General features: G+C 71.5%; 10 protein-coding genes. 4 read left to right on the top strand and 6 right to left on the bottom strand.

The annotated features are described in order from the left end of the window. Positions 1-76: 76 nt before the first annotated feature. Positions 77-1,765 carry a bifunctional 3'-5' exonuclease/DNA polymerase gene (locus ACIA5G_RS46740; RefSeq protein WP_395935703.1) on the top strand — a complete coding sequence of 563 codons (1,689 nt, stop codon included), beginning with the start codon at positions 77-79 and terminating at the stop codon, positions 1,763-1,765. Between the two features lie 43 nt (positions 1,766-1,808). On the opposite strand, the gene ACIA5G_RS46735 is transcribed toward ACIA5G_RS46740, so the two are convergent. The 5 genes from ACIA5G_RS46735 to ACIA5G_RS46715 all read right to left on the bottom strand — a co-directional run bounded on the left by ACIA5G_RS46735 (position 1,809) and on the right by ACIA5G_RS46715 (position 11,034). Further along, positions 1,809-3,590, bottom strand: coding sequence for an exo-alpha-sialidase (locus ACIA5G_RS46735; RefSeq protein ID WP_395935701.1), 1,782 nt, complete (start codon positions 3,588-3,590; stop codon positions 1,809-1,811). Between the two features lie 118 nt (positions 3,591-3,708). Further along, positions 3,709-7,596 (bottom strand): ATP-dependent RNA helicase HrpA, encoded by a 3,888-nt coding sequence (gene hrpA / locus ACIA5G_RS46730; RefSeq protein WP_395935699.1) that lies wholly within the window; start codon positions 7,594-7,596, stop codon positions 3,709-3,711. A 190-nt stretch (positions 7,597-7,786) separates the two neighbouring features. Beyond that, the gene (locus ACIA5G_RS46725; protein WP_395935697.1) at positions 7,787-8,950 is read right to left on the bottom strand and encodes a lactate 2-monooxygenase; all 1,164 of its coding nucleotides are present in this window, start codon (positions 8,948-8,950) and stop codon (positions 7,787-7,789) included. 45 nt (positions 8,951-8,995) lie between these two features. Continuing rightward, positions 8,996-9,568: a GNAT family N-acetyltransferase gene (locus tag ACIA5G_RS46720; RefSeq protein ID WP_395935695.1), complete on the bottom strand. Its 573-nt coding sequence runs from the start codon at positions 9,566-9,568 to the stop codon at positions 8,996-8,998. Continuing rightward, positions 9,565-11,034, bottom strand: a complete 1,470-nt coding sequence (locus ACIA5G_RS46715; protein ID WP_395935693.1) for an APC family permease — start codon at positions 11,032-11,034, stop codon at positions 9,565-9,567. Before ACIA5G_RS46715 ends, ACIA5G_RS46720 begins: the two co-directional genes overlap by 4 nt. A gap of 172 nt (positions 11,035-11,206) precedes the next feature. Here ACIA5G_RS46715 and ACIA5G_RS46710 point away from each other — a divergent pair, with 172 nt between their 5' ends. Together ACIA5G_RS46710 and ACIA5G_RS46705 are read left to right on the top strand one after the other, a co-directional pair. Further along, the gene (locus tag ACIA5G_RS46710) at positions 11,207-11,848 is read left to right on the top strand and encodes a GPP34 family phosphoprotein (RefSeq protein WP_395935691.1); all 642 of its coding nucleotides are present in this window, start codon (positions 11,207-11,209) and stop codon (positions 11,846-11,848) included. Between the two features lie 42 nt (positions 11,849-11,890). Next, complete coding sequence (locus tag ACIA5G_RS46705) at positions 11,891-13,051, top strand: saccharopine dehydrogenase family protein (RefSeq protein WP_395935689.1); 1,161 nt, start codon at positions 11,891-11,893, stop codon at positions 13,049-13,051. 11 nt (positions 13,052-13,062) lie between these two features. On the opposite strand, the gene ACIA5G_RS46700 is transcribed toward ACIA5G_RS46705, so the two are convergent. Continuing rightward, positions 13,063-14,517: a flavin-containing monooxygenase gene (locus tag ACIA5G_RS46700; protein WP_395935687.1), complete on the bottom strand. Its 1,455-nt coding sequence runs from the start codon at positions 14,515-14,517 to the stop codon at positions 13,063-13,065. 67 nt (positions 14,518-14,584) lie between these two features. On the opposite strand from ACIA5G_RS46700, the gene ACIA5G_RS46695 reads away from it, so the two are divergent. Continuing rightward, positions 14,585-15,175 carry a TetR/AcrR family transcriptional regulator gene (locus tag ACIA5G_RS46695; RefSeq protein WP_395935685.1) on the top strand — a complete coding sequence of 197 codons (591 nt, stop codon included), beginning with the start codon at positions 14,585-14,587 and terminating at the stop codon, positions 15,173-15,175. Positions 15,176-15,390 lie beyond the last annotated feature (215 nt).

Below are 15,390 nucleotides of genomic sequence, written 5' to 3'. Positions count from 1 at the left end.
AGTAAACCAAGCGCGCCGCCGACGCACCAGCCGTGCGCGCTCGGAAACTGTCGGTGGTGGTCGGCACAATGTGTTCGTGCAGGTGATCGCCGGGCGGGAGGAGGACGGGAGCTTCACCGTGCATTCGCCGTCCTCGACGGTGGACGGCCTGGACGAGGCGGGTTTCGCGGCGCTGGCGCGGGAGCTGGAGGCGTCGCTCGGGCCGCGCTGGGTGTTCCCGTCGGCGGAGCTGCTGTACCCGGTGCTGGTGACGGCCGGGGTGCGGGTGCAGCGCTGTTACGACGTCGCCCTGGCCGAAGGGCTGTTGCTGGCGCACGAGGGGGCGGACGGGCAGTCGCGGAGCCTGCGCGCGGCCTGGGCCAGGGCGAACGGTGAAGAAGCGCCGGCCGAGGCGTCCGACGTCGAGCTGGCGCAGCCGACATTGTTCGAGACTCGTGTGCCGACGCTGCCGGACGGAGTGACGGTCGTCACGGCGGTCCGGCGGGTGCTCGCGGAGCAGGAGCGGCGGGTGGCGGCGACCGAGCACCCGGACCGGTTCCGGCTGCTGCTGGCCGCGGAGTCGGCGAGCGCGCTGGCCGCGGTGGAGATGTCGGCCGACGGCCTGCCGTGGCGGGCGGACCTGCACGAGGAGCTGCTGGTTTCACGGCTGGGCCCGCGTGTGCCGGCCGGGCAGCGGCCGAAGGCCCTGGTCGAACTGGCCGCGAAGATCAGCGAGGCGTTCGGCGGGCGGCCGGTCAACCCGGACTCACCACCGAGCGTCGTCCGGGCTCTGGCCCGGGCCGGGATCGAGGTGCCGTCCGCGCGGAAGTACTTCCTGAAGGGGATCGACCATCCCGCGGTGGCGCCGCTGCTGGAGTACAAGGAGCTGTCCCGGCTGTACACGGCGAACGGCTGGACGTGGCTCGACGAGTGGGTCGCCGACGGCCGGTTCCGCCCGCACTACGTCGTCGGCGGGGTGGTGTCCGGGCGATGGGCGAGCCGGGGTGGCGGGGCGCTGCAGATCCCGAAGGTGCTGCGGACCTGCGTGCGCGCGGACCCGGGCTGGAAGCTGGTGGTGGCCGACGCGGCGCAGCTGGAACCCCGGGTGCTCACGGCGTTGTCGGGCGACCGGCGGCTCGCCGACGTCGCGGCGGCGACGGATCTGTACGCCCGGCTGGGTGAGGCGCTGTTCTCCGGCGCCCGCTGGGTCCCGGCCGCCGACGACGACCGCGACGACCGTGCCCGAGCCAAGATCGCGATGCTGTCGGCGATGTACGGCGGCACGTCCGGCGAGGCCGGGCCGCTGCTGGGGCTGCTGCGACAGCGGTTCCCGGACGCCGTCGCCTACGTGGAGCACGCGGCCCAGGCCGGCGAGCGCGGCGAGCGGGTCCGGTCGCGGCTGGGCCGGACGTCACCGGCGCCGTCCGCGGCGTGGCGGGCTCTGACGGGCGGCCTGGCTTCGGACGAGGCGGCGGAGCTGAAGGCGCGGCGGGCTTCCCGCGGCTGGGGCCGGTTCACCCGCAACTTCGTGGTCCAGGCCAGCGCGGCCGACATGACGGCGGTGATGCTCGCGACGCTCCGGCAACGCCTTCCGGCGCCCGCGCACCTGGTGTTCTTCCAGCACGACGAAGTCATCGTGCACACCCCGGCTCCCCTGGCGGCGGAGGTGACCGAGTCCATTATGGACAGTGTGACGGAGGCGGCAACGATGCTGTTCGGCCCGGCCTGCCCGGTCCGGTTCCCGCTGCACATCGCCCCGGTCGACACCTACGCCGACGCGAAGTGAACCGTGCCGGCCGCTCCCGTGCCCGGGGCGGCCGGCCGGTCACCTACGGGAACATGGCCAGCGTCTGCGTTCCGACGTCCTGGTTCGGCAGCGTCTTGCCCGGGTTGCCGCGGAAGTCGGTCCAGCACGGGTGCAGCCGGAAGTCGGCGCCGACCGCTGCCGCGGTGTAGTCGCCGATGAACACACCCTGCAGTTCCTTCCCGGTCACCGCACCGGTCGAGACGAACTGCACCTGCGGGTTCGCCGTCTGCGTCGTGATCCGCCGGATGGGTGCCGAACCTGCGCCGTCACCCCAGCCCGTGGCGTACGCGTAGTCGAGCCCGATGCCGCGCGGGTCGTAGGTGCGGGTGTAGAACGTGACCGCGACGCGGCCGGCCAGCGCCGCGACGGCGGGGAACACCTCGTCGGCGCCCGTGCCGATCTTCACCGGCTTCGACCAGCCGTGCCGGCCGTCGGACCCGCTCAGGAACGCGTCGCCGTTCGTCTTGACCGACTCGCCGTCGCGGTAGGTGCCGTTGCGGTCATCGGCCCAGGTCACCCAGAGCCGGTCGGTCACGCGGTCGTAGGTCAGCTGCGGGAAGCTGTTGACGCGGAAGTTCTCCCCGGTCAGCGCGTTGTTGGCGACGTCCTCGTCGACCGGGAAGTCGAAGTCGAGCCCCACTTCGGCGTGCCGGAACGTGCGACCGCCGTCGCGCGAGGTCGCCACGACCACCGCGTCGTGGTCGGCGGGCTGATCGCAGGCGGCACTGGCGCACACCGACGTCTCGTAGGCGATCTGGAGCGTCCCGTCCCGGGTGACCACCGGGTTCGAGCCGCTGCCGTAGGGCGTGATCCCGCCGTGGAAGCCGGTCAGCGACGGCGAAACCCGGCGCATCGGCGACCACGTCCGCCCGAAGTCGCCCGACTTCGACAGCACGATCGGCGACTCGGTGAAGTTCCCGTCGGCGTCGTAGGTGAACTGCGTCCAGGTGACGTACACCGTCCCCGTCACCGGGTCGGCGGCGATCCACTCCTTGTCGTTGAAGATGTTCGCCGGCGTGGGCGTACCGGCGGGCGTGACGCCGTCGAGGTGCAGGATCGCCGGATCCCCGAAGCTGCGCCCGCCGTCGTGGGACACCGACACGGCGATGCCGCTGGCGAGCTGCTCGTCGTCCGGGACCGCGGCCCGGCTGAATACGAGCGTCGCGTAGTAGACGGTGTTGTGCGGCCCGAACGCGATGGCCGGGTCACCCGCGGCGTCCATGTAGGACAGTGGCGCGGCCGCCCCGGTCGGGAAGTCGAGGTGCGGCAGCTGGACGTTCGCCCAGGTCCGGCCGCCGTCGAACGACGTGTAGGCGAAGCCGCCGGAGTCGTTGCGGGCCTCGCGGGTGTTGTAGAGCCGGTAGTCGTTCGACCCGGCGACGATGTTGCGCGGGTTCTCCGGGTTGACGGCGATGGTCGTTTCGTTCTGGGCGGTGCTGCAGCCGGTCTGGCTGCCGGTGGGCACGATGGTGTCCCCGGCGATGACGTCGGTGTTCGGCGCGAGCGGCCGGTAGGGGTTCGGCTTGCCGAGGTAGGTCTGGCAGAGCGCGGACAGCGCGGGATCGTCGCCGTCCTCTTCTTCCTCCTCGGCGAAGCGCTCCTTGAGCAGCGGGTTCGGCACGTCGTGCCGCGGCTCCGCGGCAGCCGCGGCGATCTTGTGCTTGCCGGAGTGGGGATCCACCGGAAGCGGCGAGCCGCCGGTGGCCGCGTGGGCGGCCGGCGCGAGGACGACGGCGAGCGGCAGGACGAGCGCGGTGAGCGTGATGAAGATTCTTCGTTTGGCGGACGAAACACCCAAGGACATCGGAGGGTCCCTTCCCGGAGGCTGACGGATTGCTCAGCCGCACCAGGCTTGACGCGCGACCGGGCCCGGTCAACCGACGGAAGTTCGGAACCACCCGAGCCGGACATTCCCGGCGGCATCAGGCCAGCGCGTCGTCGATGGCTTTCGTGATCCGTTTCAACGACACCGGATGCGCCGTCCCCAACGTCTGCGCGAAGAACGAAACCCGCAGCTCCTCGATCATCCACCGCACTTCATCCAACGCCGGCGACGACGTTCCCGGCGGAAGCGAAGCCAGCGCCTCCTGATACTCGCCGGTGATCCACGCGATGTCCGCCGTCCGCTGCAAGTCGCGCGTCGGCTCCGACGCCAGCTTCTCAAGCCGGCGGGAGATCCCCTGCAGGTACCGGACCACGTTGCGCAGCCGCGAAGCACCCGTCGCCGTCACGAAACCCGGGTACACCAAGCCCGACAGCTGGCTCCGGATGTCGGACAGCGACTCCGCCGGGCCGCGGGTCCCCGGCAACTGCACCTCGACGTCGTTCGCCGCGCGGAGGATCTTCTCCACCTCGGTCAGCACCGCCAGGACCTCCGGGTGCAGGCCCGCGCGGACCTTCTCCAGCAGGATCTTGAACCCCGTCTCGTCGAACACCGGGCCGCCGCCGGACGTCATCAACGCGTCCACCGCGCAGTCGACGCAGTCCTCGAGCAGTGCCGCGACACTGCCGTGCGGGTTCCGGTTCAGCACCAGCTTGGACGAATTCGACAACGACCGCGTGATGAACTTCATCGGCGAGCTCAGGTTGAGCCGCAGCATCCGCCGTGTGCCCGCCCACATCGCGTGCTCCTGCTGGGCTGGGGTGTCCAGCATGCGCACCGCCACCGACGCACCCTCGTCCACCAGCGCCGGATACGCCTTGACGTCGTGGCCGCGCTGCGTCGACGCAAAAACCCGCGGCAGCGAACCGAACGAGGGCTTCGTCAGGCCGGCCTTCTCCAGGCTGTTGGCCGCCTTCGAGATCGTCTCCCGGACCTTCGGCGCCAGCTTGAGCTGCAGCAGTGAGATGTCCTTGCCCTCGGCCACCTTCTTGCCGCGCTCGTCGACCACCCGGAACGTCATCTTCAAGTGGTCCGGCACGGACGAAACATCCCAGGAGTCGTAAGGGATCGTGATCCCGCGCAGCGCCCGCAGCTCGCGCCCGAGCACCTCCAGCAGCGGACCGTCCGAAGGGGACACTCGCGAGAGGACGTACTTCGCGGTGTCCGGCGCCGGGACGAAGTTGCGCCGCAACGCTTTCGGCATCGACTTGATCAGCGCCGTCACCAGTTCCGAGCGCAGCCCCGGCACCTGCCAGTCGAAGCCGTCCTCGGTGACCTGGTTCAGCACCGGCAGCGGGATGTGCACGGTGACACCGTCGGCGTCCGCGCCCGGCTCGAACTGGTAGGTCAGCTTGAAGACCTGCGTGCCCTGCGTCCACGAGTCGGGGTAGTCGCCCTCGCGGACGCCGCCCGCGGACTCGTTGATGAGCATGGACTTCTCGAACGACAGCAGATCGGGGTCCGAGTGGCGTGTCTTCTTCCACCACGTGTCGAAGTGCCGCACCGAGACGACGTCGGCCGGGACGCGGGCGTCGTAGAACTCGTACAGCGTCTGGTCGTCGACGAGGATGTCGCGCCGCCGCGCACGGTTCTCGAGGTCCTCGACCTCCTCCAGCAGCGCGCGGTTCTCGGCGAAGAAGTGGTGGCGGGTCTGCCAGTCGCCCTCGACGAGCGCGTGCCGGATGAACAGCGCGCGTGCCATCTCGGGGTCGATCCGCCCGTAGTTGACGCGGCGGTCGGCGATCAGCGGGACGCCGTACAGCGTCACCTTCTCGGTCGCCATCACCGCGCCCTGCTTGCGTTCCCAGTGCGGCTCGGAGTAGTTCCGCTTGACGACGTGCCCCGCCAGCGGCTCGACCCACTCGGGTTCGATGCGGGCGTTCACCCGCGCCCACAGCCGCGACGTCTCGACCAGTTCGGCCGACATCACGAACCGCGGCTGCTTCTTGAACAGCGCCGACCCGGGGAAGATGCCGAACCGGGCGCCGCGCGCGCCGAGGTAGTCACCCTTCGCCGGGTCCTTGAGCCCGATGTGGGAGAGCAGCCCGGCGATCAGCGAGGTGTGCACCTTCTGCGGGTCGGCCGGGCCGGTGTTCGTGTTCAGCGAGATGCCGAGCGGCTTGGCCAGCTGACGCAGCTGACTGAAGATGTCCTGCCATTCGCGCAGCCGCAGGTAGTTCAGGTACTCGGCGCGGCACATGCGGCGGAACTGGTTGCCCGACAACGCCTTCTGCTGCTCGGAGACGTACTCCCAGAGGTTCAGGTACGCGAGGAAGTCCGACGTCGGGTCGGCGAACCGGGCGTGCTGCTGGTCGGCCGCCTGCTGCTTCTCCGCCGGCCGCTCGCGCGGGTCCTGGATGGACAGTGCCGCGGCGATGATCATGACCTCGCGGACGCAGCCGTTGCGCGCGGCCTCCAGGACCATCCGGCCCATCCGCGGGTCCACCGGCAGCTGCGCGAGCTTGCGGCCGGTGTCGGTGAGCCGCCGGTCGGCCGTGTTCACCGAATCGAACGCGCCGAGCTCCTGCAGCAGCCCGACACCGTCGCTGATCTGGCGGCGGTCCGGCGGCTCGACGAACGGGAACGCCGCGATGTCCCCCAGGCCCAGCGACGTCATCTGCAGGATGACCGACGCGAGGTTGGTCCGCAGGATCTCCGGGTCGGTGAACTCGGGCCGCGCCTCGAAGTCCTCTTCGGAGTACAGCCGGATGCAGATGCCGTCGGACGTGCGGCCGCAGCGGCCCTTGCGCTGGTTCGCCGACGCCTGCGACACCGGTTCGATCGGCAGCCGCTGCACCTTGGTGCGGTGGCTGTAGCGCGAGATCCGCGCGGTGCCCGGGTCGACGACGTACTTGATGCCGGGCACGGTCAGCGACGTCTCGGCGACGTTGGTCGCGAGCACCACCCGGCGCCCGGTGTGCTGCTGGAACACCCGGTGCTGATCGGCCGCCGAGAGCCGCGCGTAGAGCGGGAGGACCTCGGTGTTGCGCAGGTTCGCGCGGTTGAGCACGTCGGCGGTGTCGCGGATCTCGCGCTCGCCGGAGAGGAACACCAGGACGTCACCCGGGCCCTCGGCACACAGCTCCTCGACGGCTTCGAGGATGCCCTGCGTCTGGTCGCGCTCCGGGTCACCCTCGGGGTCTTCGGGGTCGACGAGCGGCCGGTAGCGCGTCTCGACCGGGTAGGTCCGGCCGGAGACCTCGACGATCGGCGCGTTGTCGAAGTGCTTCGAGAACCGCTCCGGGTCGATGGTCGCCGAGGTGATGATCACCTTGAGGTCGGGGCGGCGCGGTAGCAGCTGCTTGAGGTAGCCGAGGATGAAGTCGATGTTGAGGCTGCGCTCGTGCGCCTCGTCGATGATCAGCGTGTCGTACTGGCGCAGCGAGCGGTCGGTCTGGATCTCGGCCAGCAGGATGCCGTCGGTCATCAGCTTGACCAGCGTGTCCTGCCCGGACTGGTCGGTGAACCGCACCTTGTAACCGACGGTCTGGCCGAGCTCGGTCTTCAGCTCGCTCGCGATCCGGTCGGCGACCGTGCGCGCGGCGAGCCGGCGCGGCTGGGTGTGCCCGATCTGGCCGCGGATGCCGCGGCCGAGCTCGAGGCAGATCTTCGGCAGCTGGGTGGTCTTGCCCGAGCCGGTCTCCCCGGCGACGATCACGACCTGGTGCTTGTCGATCGCCGCGCCGATCTCGTCCTTGAGCTTGCTGACCGGCAGCTCTTCGGGGTATTCGATCTTGGGCACGCTCTCGCGGCGCGCCTGGATGCGCAGCTCGGCCTGGTCGACGTCGGCGGAGATCTGCGCGAGGGCGGCGTCGCGGTCACGGGCCTTGCGGGCGCCGTCGAGTCGCCGGCGCAGCCGCTGCTCGTCGCGCGGCATCAGCTCGGGCAGGCGCGCACGCAGCGCGTCGAGGGGGGATGGCGTGGACATACTTGGGCCAAGGATAGCCGTGCGTGACGACGCGGGCTTCCGAATATCCCCGCCGCGTGACCGGCGGCACCCCGAGAAGCGCCCCAATGTGGCCTTGGTTGCGTCTCACGCACCGAAGGCCGCCTTGGTTGCGTGAGACGCACCGAAGGCCACATTGGGGCGCTCGGGCTCAGCCGGGACGGCCGGTGTCTCAGGTCCGGTGGAGCGAGTCCGGGCCCAGGTCCGCGAGGGTGCGGTGGCCCGAAAGCCCCATCGTCAGGTCGAAGTCGGCCAGGATGCTCCGCAGGACGTGGCGCACGCCGTCCTCGCCCGCGTGGGCCAGGCCGTACACCCAGGGGCGGCCGACCAGCACCGCCCGCGCGCCCAGTGCCACCGCCTTCAGCACGTCCGCGCCGGTGCGGATGCCCGAGTCGAACAGCACCTCCAGACGGTCGCCGACCGCCGCGACGATGCCCGGCAGCGCCTCCAGGGCGCCGATCGCGCCGTCGACCTGGCGGCCGCCGTGGTTCGACACGACGATGCCGTCCATCCCGGCCTCGGCCGCGCGGCGGGCGTCCGCGACGTGCTGGATGCCCTTGAGCACGATCGGGCCGTCCCAGTGCTCACGCAGGAACGGCAGCTGGTCCCAGGTCCGGTCGGTGCCGGTGATCAGGCCGATCCAGCGCAGGATCGCGGTGCCGCGGTCCTCCTCGGGCGTCTTCTCCAGCTGGGAACGGAACACCGGGTCGGTGAACGGGACGGCGAGCCCCTCGCCGGTGAGGAACGGCAGGTACGACTGGTCCAGATCGGACGGTCGCCAGGCCAGCGTCCACGTGTCGAGCGTGACGACCAGCGCCGTGAAGCCGGCGCTCTTCGCCCGGGCCAGCAGGCTCGCGCAGACGTCCGGGTCGCCGGGCCAGTACAGCTGAAACCAGCGCGGGCCGTCGCCGTTGGCCGTGGCGACGTCCTCGATGCCGGTGGAGGACGCCGTGGACAGGATGAACGGCAGCCCGACCGAAGCCGCGGCGCGCGCCGTCGCCGACTCCGCGTCGGCGTGCACGATCGACTGGACGCCGACGGGCGCGACGGCCACCGGCGCGGGCAGCCGGGTGCCGAGGACCGTCGTCGACAGGTCTCGGTCGGTGGCGCCGGTCAGCATCCGCGGCACGATCCGCCAGCGGTCGAACGCTTCACGGTTGGCGTGCGCGGTCGCGCCGGAGCCGGCGGCACCCGCGACGTAGGAGAACGGGCCCGGCGCCATGAGCTCACGAGCCGACGCTTCGAGCTTCGTCGCGTCGGTCGAGCACGGCGGCAGCACCCCGCCGAGCCCCTGCAGGTAGAGCTCGTTCTGATAGCTGCCGAAGCGTTCCGTCACCTGTGCCTCCTCGCGTCCGGGGGCACTGTACCCGCCGGTAACGGCTCAGGCCGGGGCACGCCACATCGGCTGCACCGGCGGCCCGCCGGGCGGGCTGAACGCAGGCCCGCGGTCGCGGAACCCGAGCCGCCGGTACAGCCGCGCGCTGTCCGGCGAGCTGGCTTCCAGGTAGGTGGGCTCACCCTGGGCGTCGTAGCGGTCGAGGCCGTGCCGGACGAGCCGCCCGCCCAGGCCCTGGCCCTGCCGGCCGGGCACCACGCCGATGAACTGCGCGTGCCAGTGCGGTTCCGGCGGCTCACGGTCGGCCATCATCCCGAGCAGCACCCCCAGCCTGTCGAGCTCCGCGGGCTCGAGCCCGACGATCGGCGCGTCGTCACCGTCTTCACCGGTCCGGGGTGTCCAGATCACCGCCGCCGAACGGTCCTCGGTGACGTCGACGCTCCCGGTCGCGACCCCGGCGGTGAGGAGTTCGCGGAACAACGCGGGGTGCGCGCCGGTGCGGCGGCGCTCGTCGCCGGGGAACACCCAGCGGCTCAGCGGGTCGTCCTGGAACGCGGCGACCAGGATCGCCGCCACGGTGTCCAGTTCGGACGGTTCGGCGGCCCGGACGCCGGTCACCGCGCCGCCACCAGGTCTTCGTCGTCGCGCAGCGGGCCGCCGATCGCCGCGTAGACGTCCGGGCTCCGGGTGCGCAGCGCTTCGGCCCGCAGGAAGCCGGCCAGCCCGGCGAGCACGAGCAGCCCCGGCAGGCCCCAGCGCAGCCACGGGATCGCGCCCGCGGGGCCGAGCAGGACGCCGAAGTTGGCGATGATCAGCACCAGGATCGCGGTCAGCGTCACCGCCGCGAGCGCGGGCGCGCCGATGCGCCGCCACCACGTCTCGCGTCCGGGGAACCGGCGGAAGAACCCGATCACCGACAGCGAAACGGCGATCATGATGATCGTGACCCCGGTCGAGGCGGTGACGCCGGTCCAGGTGAACAGGTCGGTGAACGGGTTCCGGCCGGCCAGCGCGAACACCGCGACGACCACCACCGCGATCGTGGTCTGGACCAGCGAGCCGCCGATCGGCGCGCCGGTGCGCTTGCTGGTGCGGCTGAACCCTTCCGGCAGCAGCCCTTCCCGGCCGAGCGCGAAGAAGTAGCGCGCGACGGCGTTGTGGAAGCTCAGCAGCGCGGCGCACTGGCTCGTCATGAACAGCACGTACGCCGTGTCGGCGAACACCGTGCCCAGGTGCTGCGCGCCGAGCCCGAACAGCAGGCCGGGCCCTTCGGCCGCGGCCCGCTCGACGACGTGGTCCGGACCGGTCGCCACCGCCATCGCGAGCGACGAGGCGATGTACAGCACCGCGGTCAGGCCGATCGCGATGTACGTCGCGCGGCCGACCGTCCGGCGTGGGTCACGGCTCTCTTCGCCGTAGGTCGCGGCGCCCTCGAACCCGAGGAAAACCGCGATGGAGAAGGCAAAAACGGCGCCGACACCCGCGGTGAACAGGTTCGACGGCGAAAGCGGCGTCAGCGAAACCGCGCCCTCCGCGGGATTGCCGAACAGCACGACGTCCAGGACCACGAGCACGGCGACCTCGAGCCCGAGGGCAACCCCGAGCACCTTCGCGTTGAGGTCGATCCGCAGCACCCCGCCGGCGCCGACGACGAGCACCATCAGCAGCGCGACCGGCCACCAGGGCACGCTCAGCCCGAACACCCCGGCGAGCCAGGTGGAAACGGAAAGGCCGAACAGGCCGAAGACGCCGACCTGGATGGAGCTGTAGGCGAGCACCGTCACGTAGGCGACGGCGGTGCCCGCGGAACGGCCGATCCCGTGCGCCACATAGGGGTAGAAGGCGCCGGCGTTCGTGATGTAGCGGCTCATCGCGGCGTATCCGACGGCGAACAACGCGAGCACCGGGGCCAGCAGCACGAACGACAGCGGAACGCCGATGCTGCCCGTCACCGCGTACGTCGCCGAGACCCCGCCGGCGATCGCGTACAGCGGACCCGCCGCCGCCACGACGAAAAAGACGATCTGGGCGGCGCCGAGCCGCCTGCTGCCGAGGCCGCGACGCCCCGGCGTGTGGGTTCCCATGGACCTTTCCCCCGTGCCGTTCGTGATCTTGGCGGCGCCCCAGAGTAGGGGGTGCGCCCCCGGCGACGGTACGTCCGTTCGGGGTAAAACGTGATGGCACCGAAAGCGGGCCGATGCCGCACCGCTATCTTCGACACCCGCACACCGATCGCCCAGGGGGCACATTTCTGCCATGCGCCGGCTCACCTTGGTGGATTCGCTGTTCTTCCTGGGGCACGACGAGTTCACCGGACGTGCGGTGCTGAGCCGGACGTCGCTGGGAATCGGGCTGGCGGGCGCGGCGTTGTGCGATCTGCTGTTCGCCGACCGGATCACCGTCGAAGACCGGAAGGTGCGCCCGATCGCCGCGCACCCGCCGGGTATTCCGACCGCCGATCACGTGTTTTCCGAAATTGTTTCGGAAACGGCGGCGTACAGCGTGCGCGACTGGGTCGGCCACCTGCGCGGGGAACTGCTGTCGATCACCGCCGACAACCTCGTTGCACTCGGCCTCGTCCGCCGGGCCCCCGATCGGGTGCTCCTGCGCCGGACGCACCGCTACCCGCCCGCGGACCTGCTCGTCTCGACGACGGCGCGGCACAAGGCGCGGGCCGCGGTGTTCGGCGTCGACCGGCCGGACCCGCATTCGGCGTGCCTGGCGCTGCTCGCGTGGACCGCGGGGGTCGACGACCTGTGCGAGCCGGAGCTCGGCCGGGCGCAGGTGCGGGGCTGGATGGCCGACACCCACGAGGCCCTGCCGCGCCGCATCTCCGACGTCATCAGCGGGGTGGCGGCGGTCGCGGCGGCCGTCGTCTACACCGGCGACCGGAAGTGACCGGCGGGTAACCTGGGGCCGTCGACAGCCTCAGGAGGAAACATGCGCGCGTACGACGTGGTCCTGTTCGGCGCCACCGGGTTCACCGGCGGGCTCACCGCCGAGTACCTGGCCCGGCACGCGCCCGCGGACCTGCGCTGGGCGCTGGCCGGGCGCAGCCGCGGCAAGCTCGAAGCCGTCCGCGCGCGGCTCGCCGAGGTCGACGACCGGTTCGCCGCGCTCGACCTGCTCGTCGCCGACTCCGGCGACGCGGCGTCGCTGCGAGCCGTCGCCGAGGCCACGAAGGTGGTGATCACGACCGTCGGCCCGTACCTGACGCGGGGCGAGCCGCTGGTGGCGGCGTGTGCGGAGGCGGGCACCGACTACGTCGACCTGACCGGTGAACCCGAGTTCGTCGACCGGATGTACCTGGCGCACGACCGGCGCGCTCGTGAGACGGGCGCGCGGCTGGTGCACGCCTGTGGCTTCGACTCGATCCCGCACGACCTCGGTGCGTGGTTCACCGTGCGGCAGCTGCCCGAAGGCGTGCCGCTGCGCGTCGACGGTTACGTCCGGGCGAGCGGGATGCCCTCGGGCGGCACGTTCCTCAGCGCGCTGACCATCATGGGCCGGCTGGCCGCCGGAGCCCGCGTCGCTCGCGAGCGCGCGGCCGCCGAGCCGCGGCCGGCCGGCCGGTTCGCGCACGCCCCGCTCGGCCGTCCGCACCGGGTCGCCGGACCGGGCTGGTGGGCGGTGCCGCTGCCGACGATCGACCCCGAGGTCGTCCGCCGGTCGGCGGCCGCGTCCGAGCGCTACGGGCCCGACTTCACCTACCGGCACTTCGCCGCGGTCAAGCACCTGCCGATCCTGGCGGGCGGCGTGACCGGCGCGGGCGCGCTGCTGGCGGCGGCCCAGATCCCGCCGGCGCGCCGGGCGCTGTCCAAGCTGCTGGCCCCCGGCAACGGCCCGAGCCCCGAGCGCCGGGCGCGCTCGTGGTTCTCGGTGCGGTTCATCGGCGAAGGCGGCGGCTCCCGCGTGGTGACGGAGGTGTCCGGCGGCGACCCGGGTTACGACGAAACGGCGAAGATGCTCGCGGAATCGGCGCTGTGCCTGGCCACCGACAACCTGCCGGAAACGGCGGGCCAGGTGACCACGGCAACGGCGATGGGCGACGCGCTGATCGACCGGCTCACCAAGGCGGGCCTGCGCTTCGCCACCCTCTGACGGTGGCGCGTTCAAGCGATCTCGTAGTCCGCTTCGTCGAACGAACCCACTCGCGCCCGCAGCCGCCCGGTCGAGAACGGCCAGCTGAAACTGTTGCGCCCGTTGACGTCCGTGTAATAACTCGAACAACCGCCCGACTGGTACACCGTGCCCGGCAGGGCCGCCTGGACCTCCGCGTTGAACGCCGCCTGGACCTCCGGCCGCACCGAGACCGAGGCCCGGTCCGACCGCAGGGTCCGGGTCACCGCGGCCACCGTGTGCCGCAGCTGGGCCTCCAGGATCATGAACGCCGACGAGTGCCCGGTGCCGAGGCTCGGCCCCAGCAGCAGGTACAGGTTCGGGAACCCCGCGACCGTGGTCCCCGCAAACGCCTGCGGGCTGCCTTTCCAATGGTCGTCGAGACTCCGGCCGTCGTTGTCGAAGACGCGGGCCGACACCGGCATGTCGAGGATGTGGAAGCCGGTGCCGAAGATGATCGTGTCGACCTCGGCCGCGGTGCCGTCCGCGCCGAGCACCCGGTTACCGGACACCGATGAGACCGCCGTCGCGTGGACGTCCACAGTGGATCGCGTCAGCGCGCGGTAGTACGTGTTCGACATCAGCAGGCGCTTGCAGCCCAGCGTGTAGTCCGGGGTCAACGCCTTGCGCAGCGCGGGATCCCGCACGGTCAGGCGCAGGTGGGCCAGCCCCACCTTCTGCACCTGCCGCAGCAGCCACGGGTGTCGGAAGCCGAAGCCGAGCGTCTCCATCGCGCCGTACTCCGCGCTGCGCAACGCCCGCTGCAGCGCCGGGAACCGCCGCAGCAGGAACCGTTCGACGCCGGGGACGGGGTGGTCCGGCTTCGGCAGCACCCACTGCGCGGTGCGCTGGAACAGGTGCAGCCGCGCCACCCGGGGCGCGATCTCGGGCACGAACTGCACCGCCGACGCGCCGGTGCCGATCACCGCGACCCGCTTGCCCGCCAGGTCGTGCTCGTGGTTCCAGCGGGCGGAGTGGAAGACCTCGCCGGGGAAGCCGCCGAGCCCGGGCAGGTCCGGCATGTTCGGCTCGTGCCACGGGCCGGTGCCGGCCACCAGGATCCGTGCGGTGTAAGGCCCCTGGGACGTCTCCAGTTCCCAGCGCGCCGCGCCGGCGTTCCACTGCGCGCGGGTCACCTCGACGCCGTACCGGATCTTGTCCGTGACGCCGAACCGCGACGCCGTGTCCCGCAGGTAGGTCCGGATCTCGGCCTGCCCGGCGAACGCGCGCGTCCAGCCGGGGTTCGGCGCGAAGGAGTAGGAGTACAGCGCGGACGGGACGTCGCAGGCGCAGCCGGGGTAGGTGTTGTCGCGCCAGGTCCCGCCGAGCGTGGCGGCCTTCTCCAGCACGACGAGGTCGTCGACCCCGGCCTGGCCCAGGCGGATGGCGGCGCCCAGCCCCGATGCCCCGGCGCCGACGACGAGGACCGCGAAGTGGCGTTGTTCCATTTTTCGGAGACTAGCAGTATCTCAATACCGGTGGTACCCCAATTCCGGACCTCGCTAGAGTGCACCCATGGCCCGACTCACCCGCGCGGAAAGCCAGGCGCGCACCCGCGAGCAGCTCATCGAGACCGCCAAGCAGCTGTTCCTGCGTGACGGCTACTCGGTGACGTCGCTGGAGAAGGTCGCCGACGAGGCCGGGTACTCGAAGGGCGCGGTGTACTCGAACTTCCGCAACAAGGACGAGCTCTGCCTCGCCGTGCTCGACCGGATCCACGACGAGCAGGTCGAACTGGTCGCCGGAGCCCTGGTCGGCGCCGACGGGGTCGAGGGGCTGCTGGCGGCGTTCCAGGTCTGGGCCGAGCGCAGCATCGGCGACGAGGCGTGGACCGCGCTGGAGGTCGAGTTCGCCACGAACGCCCGGCGCAACCCGCACGTGCGCGCCGAACTGGCCGCGCGGGACAAAGCCATTCGCGACACCATCGCCGGCCTGCTCACCGGGTACGCCGAACGCTTCGGGATCACGCTCCCGATGTCGGCCGACGACGCCGCGACGGCGTTGCTGAGCCTCGGCATCGGCCTCGGCGTCCAGCGCGCGATCGACCCGACGATCCCGGTGAACGTCCTGCCGGACGTCATCCGCCTCTTCGCCGGGGTCCGCTGACCGCGGGCGAAATCGTCTGCTCTCCCTTGACTTCTTTCCCTATTTGCGCGCGGATTCGTCCTTTGAGGACCGAGTCGCCCCGTTCACGAACATGAACTTCTTCCGCCTCTTGTGAAGCCCCTCACCCTTCGCTACCGTGGCGCTACGCCGCAGCACCACCCGAAGCCGCGAAGGCGACGTCCGGAAGGCCGCCGAATTCCCGGCTTCGTCCGCCA

The organism is Amycolatopsis sp. NPDC051758, assembly GCF_044453095.1.
GTDB lineage: Bacteria > Actinomycetota > Actinomycetes > Mycobacteriales > Pseudonocardiaceae > Amycolatopsis.
Note: the sequence above shows the minus strand (reverse complement) of the source record. Positions and strands in the feature narration are given on the sequence as shown.

What these genes read in the sequence shown, in the direction of transcription:
- ACIA5G_RS46735 (WP_395935701.1), bottom strand. Translation starts at nt 3,590, where the DNA reads ATGTCCTTGGGTGTTTCGTCCGCCAAACGAAGAATCTTCATCACGCTC.
- hrpA (WP_395935699.1), bottom strand. Translation starts at nt 7,596, where the DNA reads ATGTCCACGCCATCCCCCCTCGACGCGCTGCGTGCGCGCCTGCCCGAG.
- ACIA5G_RS46715 (WP_395935693.1), bottom strand. Translation starts at nt 11,034, where the DNA reads ATGGGAACCCACACGCCGGGGCGTCGCGGCCTCGGCAGCAGGCGGCTC.
- ACIA5G_RS46710 (WP_395935691.1), top strand. Translation starts at nt 11,207, where the DNA reads ATGCGCCGGCTCACCTTGGTGGATTCGCTGTTCTTCCTGGGGCACGAC.
- ACIA5G_RS46705 (WP_395935689.1), top strand. Translation starts at nt 11,891, where the DNA reads ATGCGCGCGTACGACGTGGTCCTGTTCGGCGCCACCGGGTTCACCGGC.
- ACIA5G_RS46700 (WP_395935687.1), bottom strand. Translation starts at nt 14,517, where the DNA reads ATGGAACAACGCCACTTCGCGGTCCTCGTCGTCGGCGCCGGGGCATCG.
- ACIA5G_RS46695 (WP_395935685.1), top strand. Translation starts at nt 14,585, where the DNA reads ATGGCCCGACTCACCCGCGCGGAAAGCCAGGCGCGCACCCGCGAGCAG.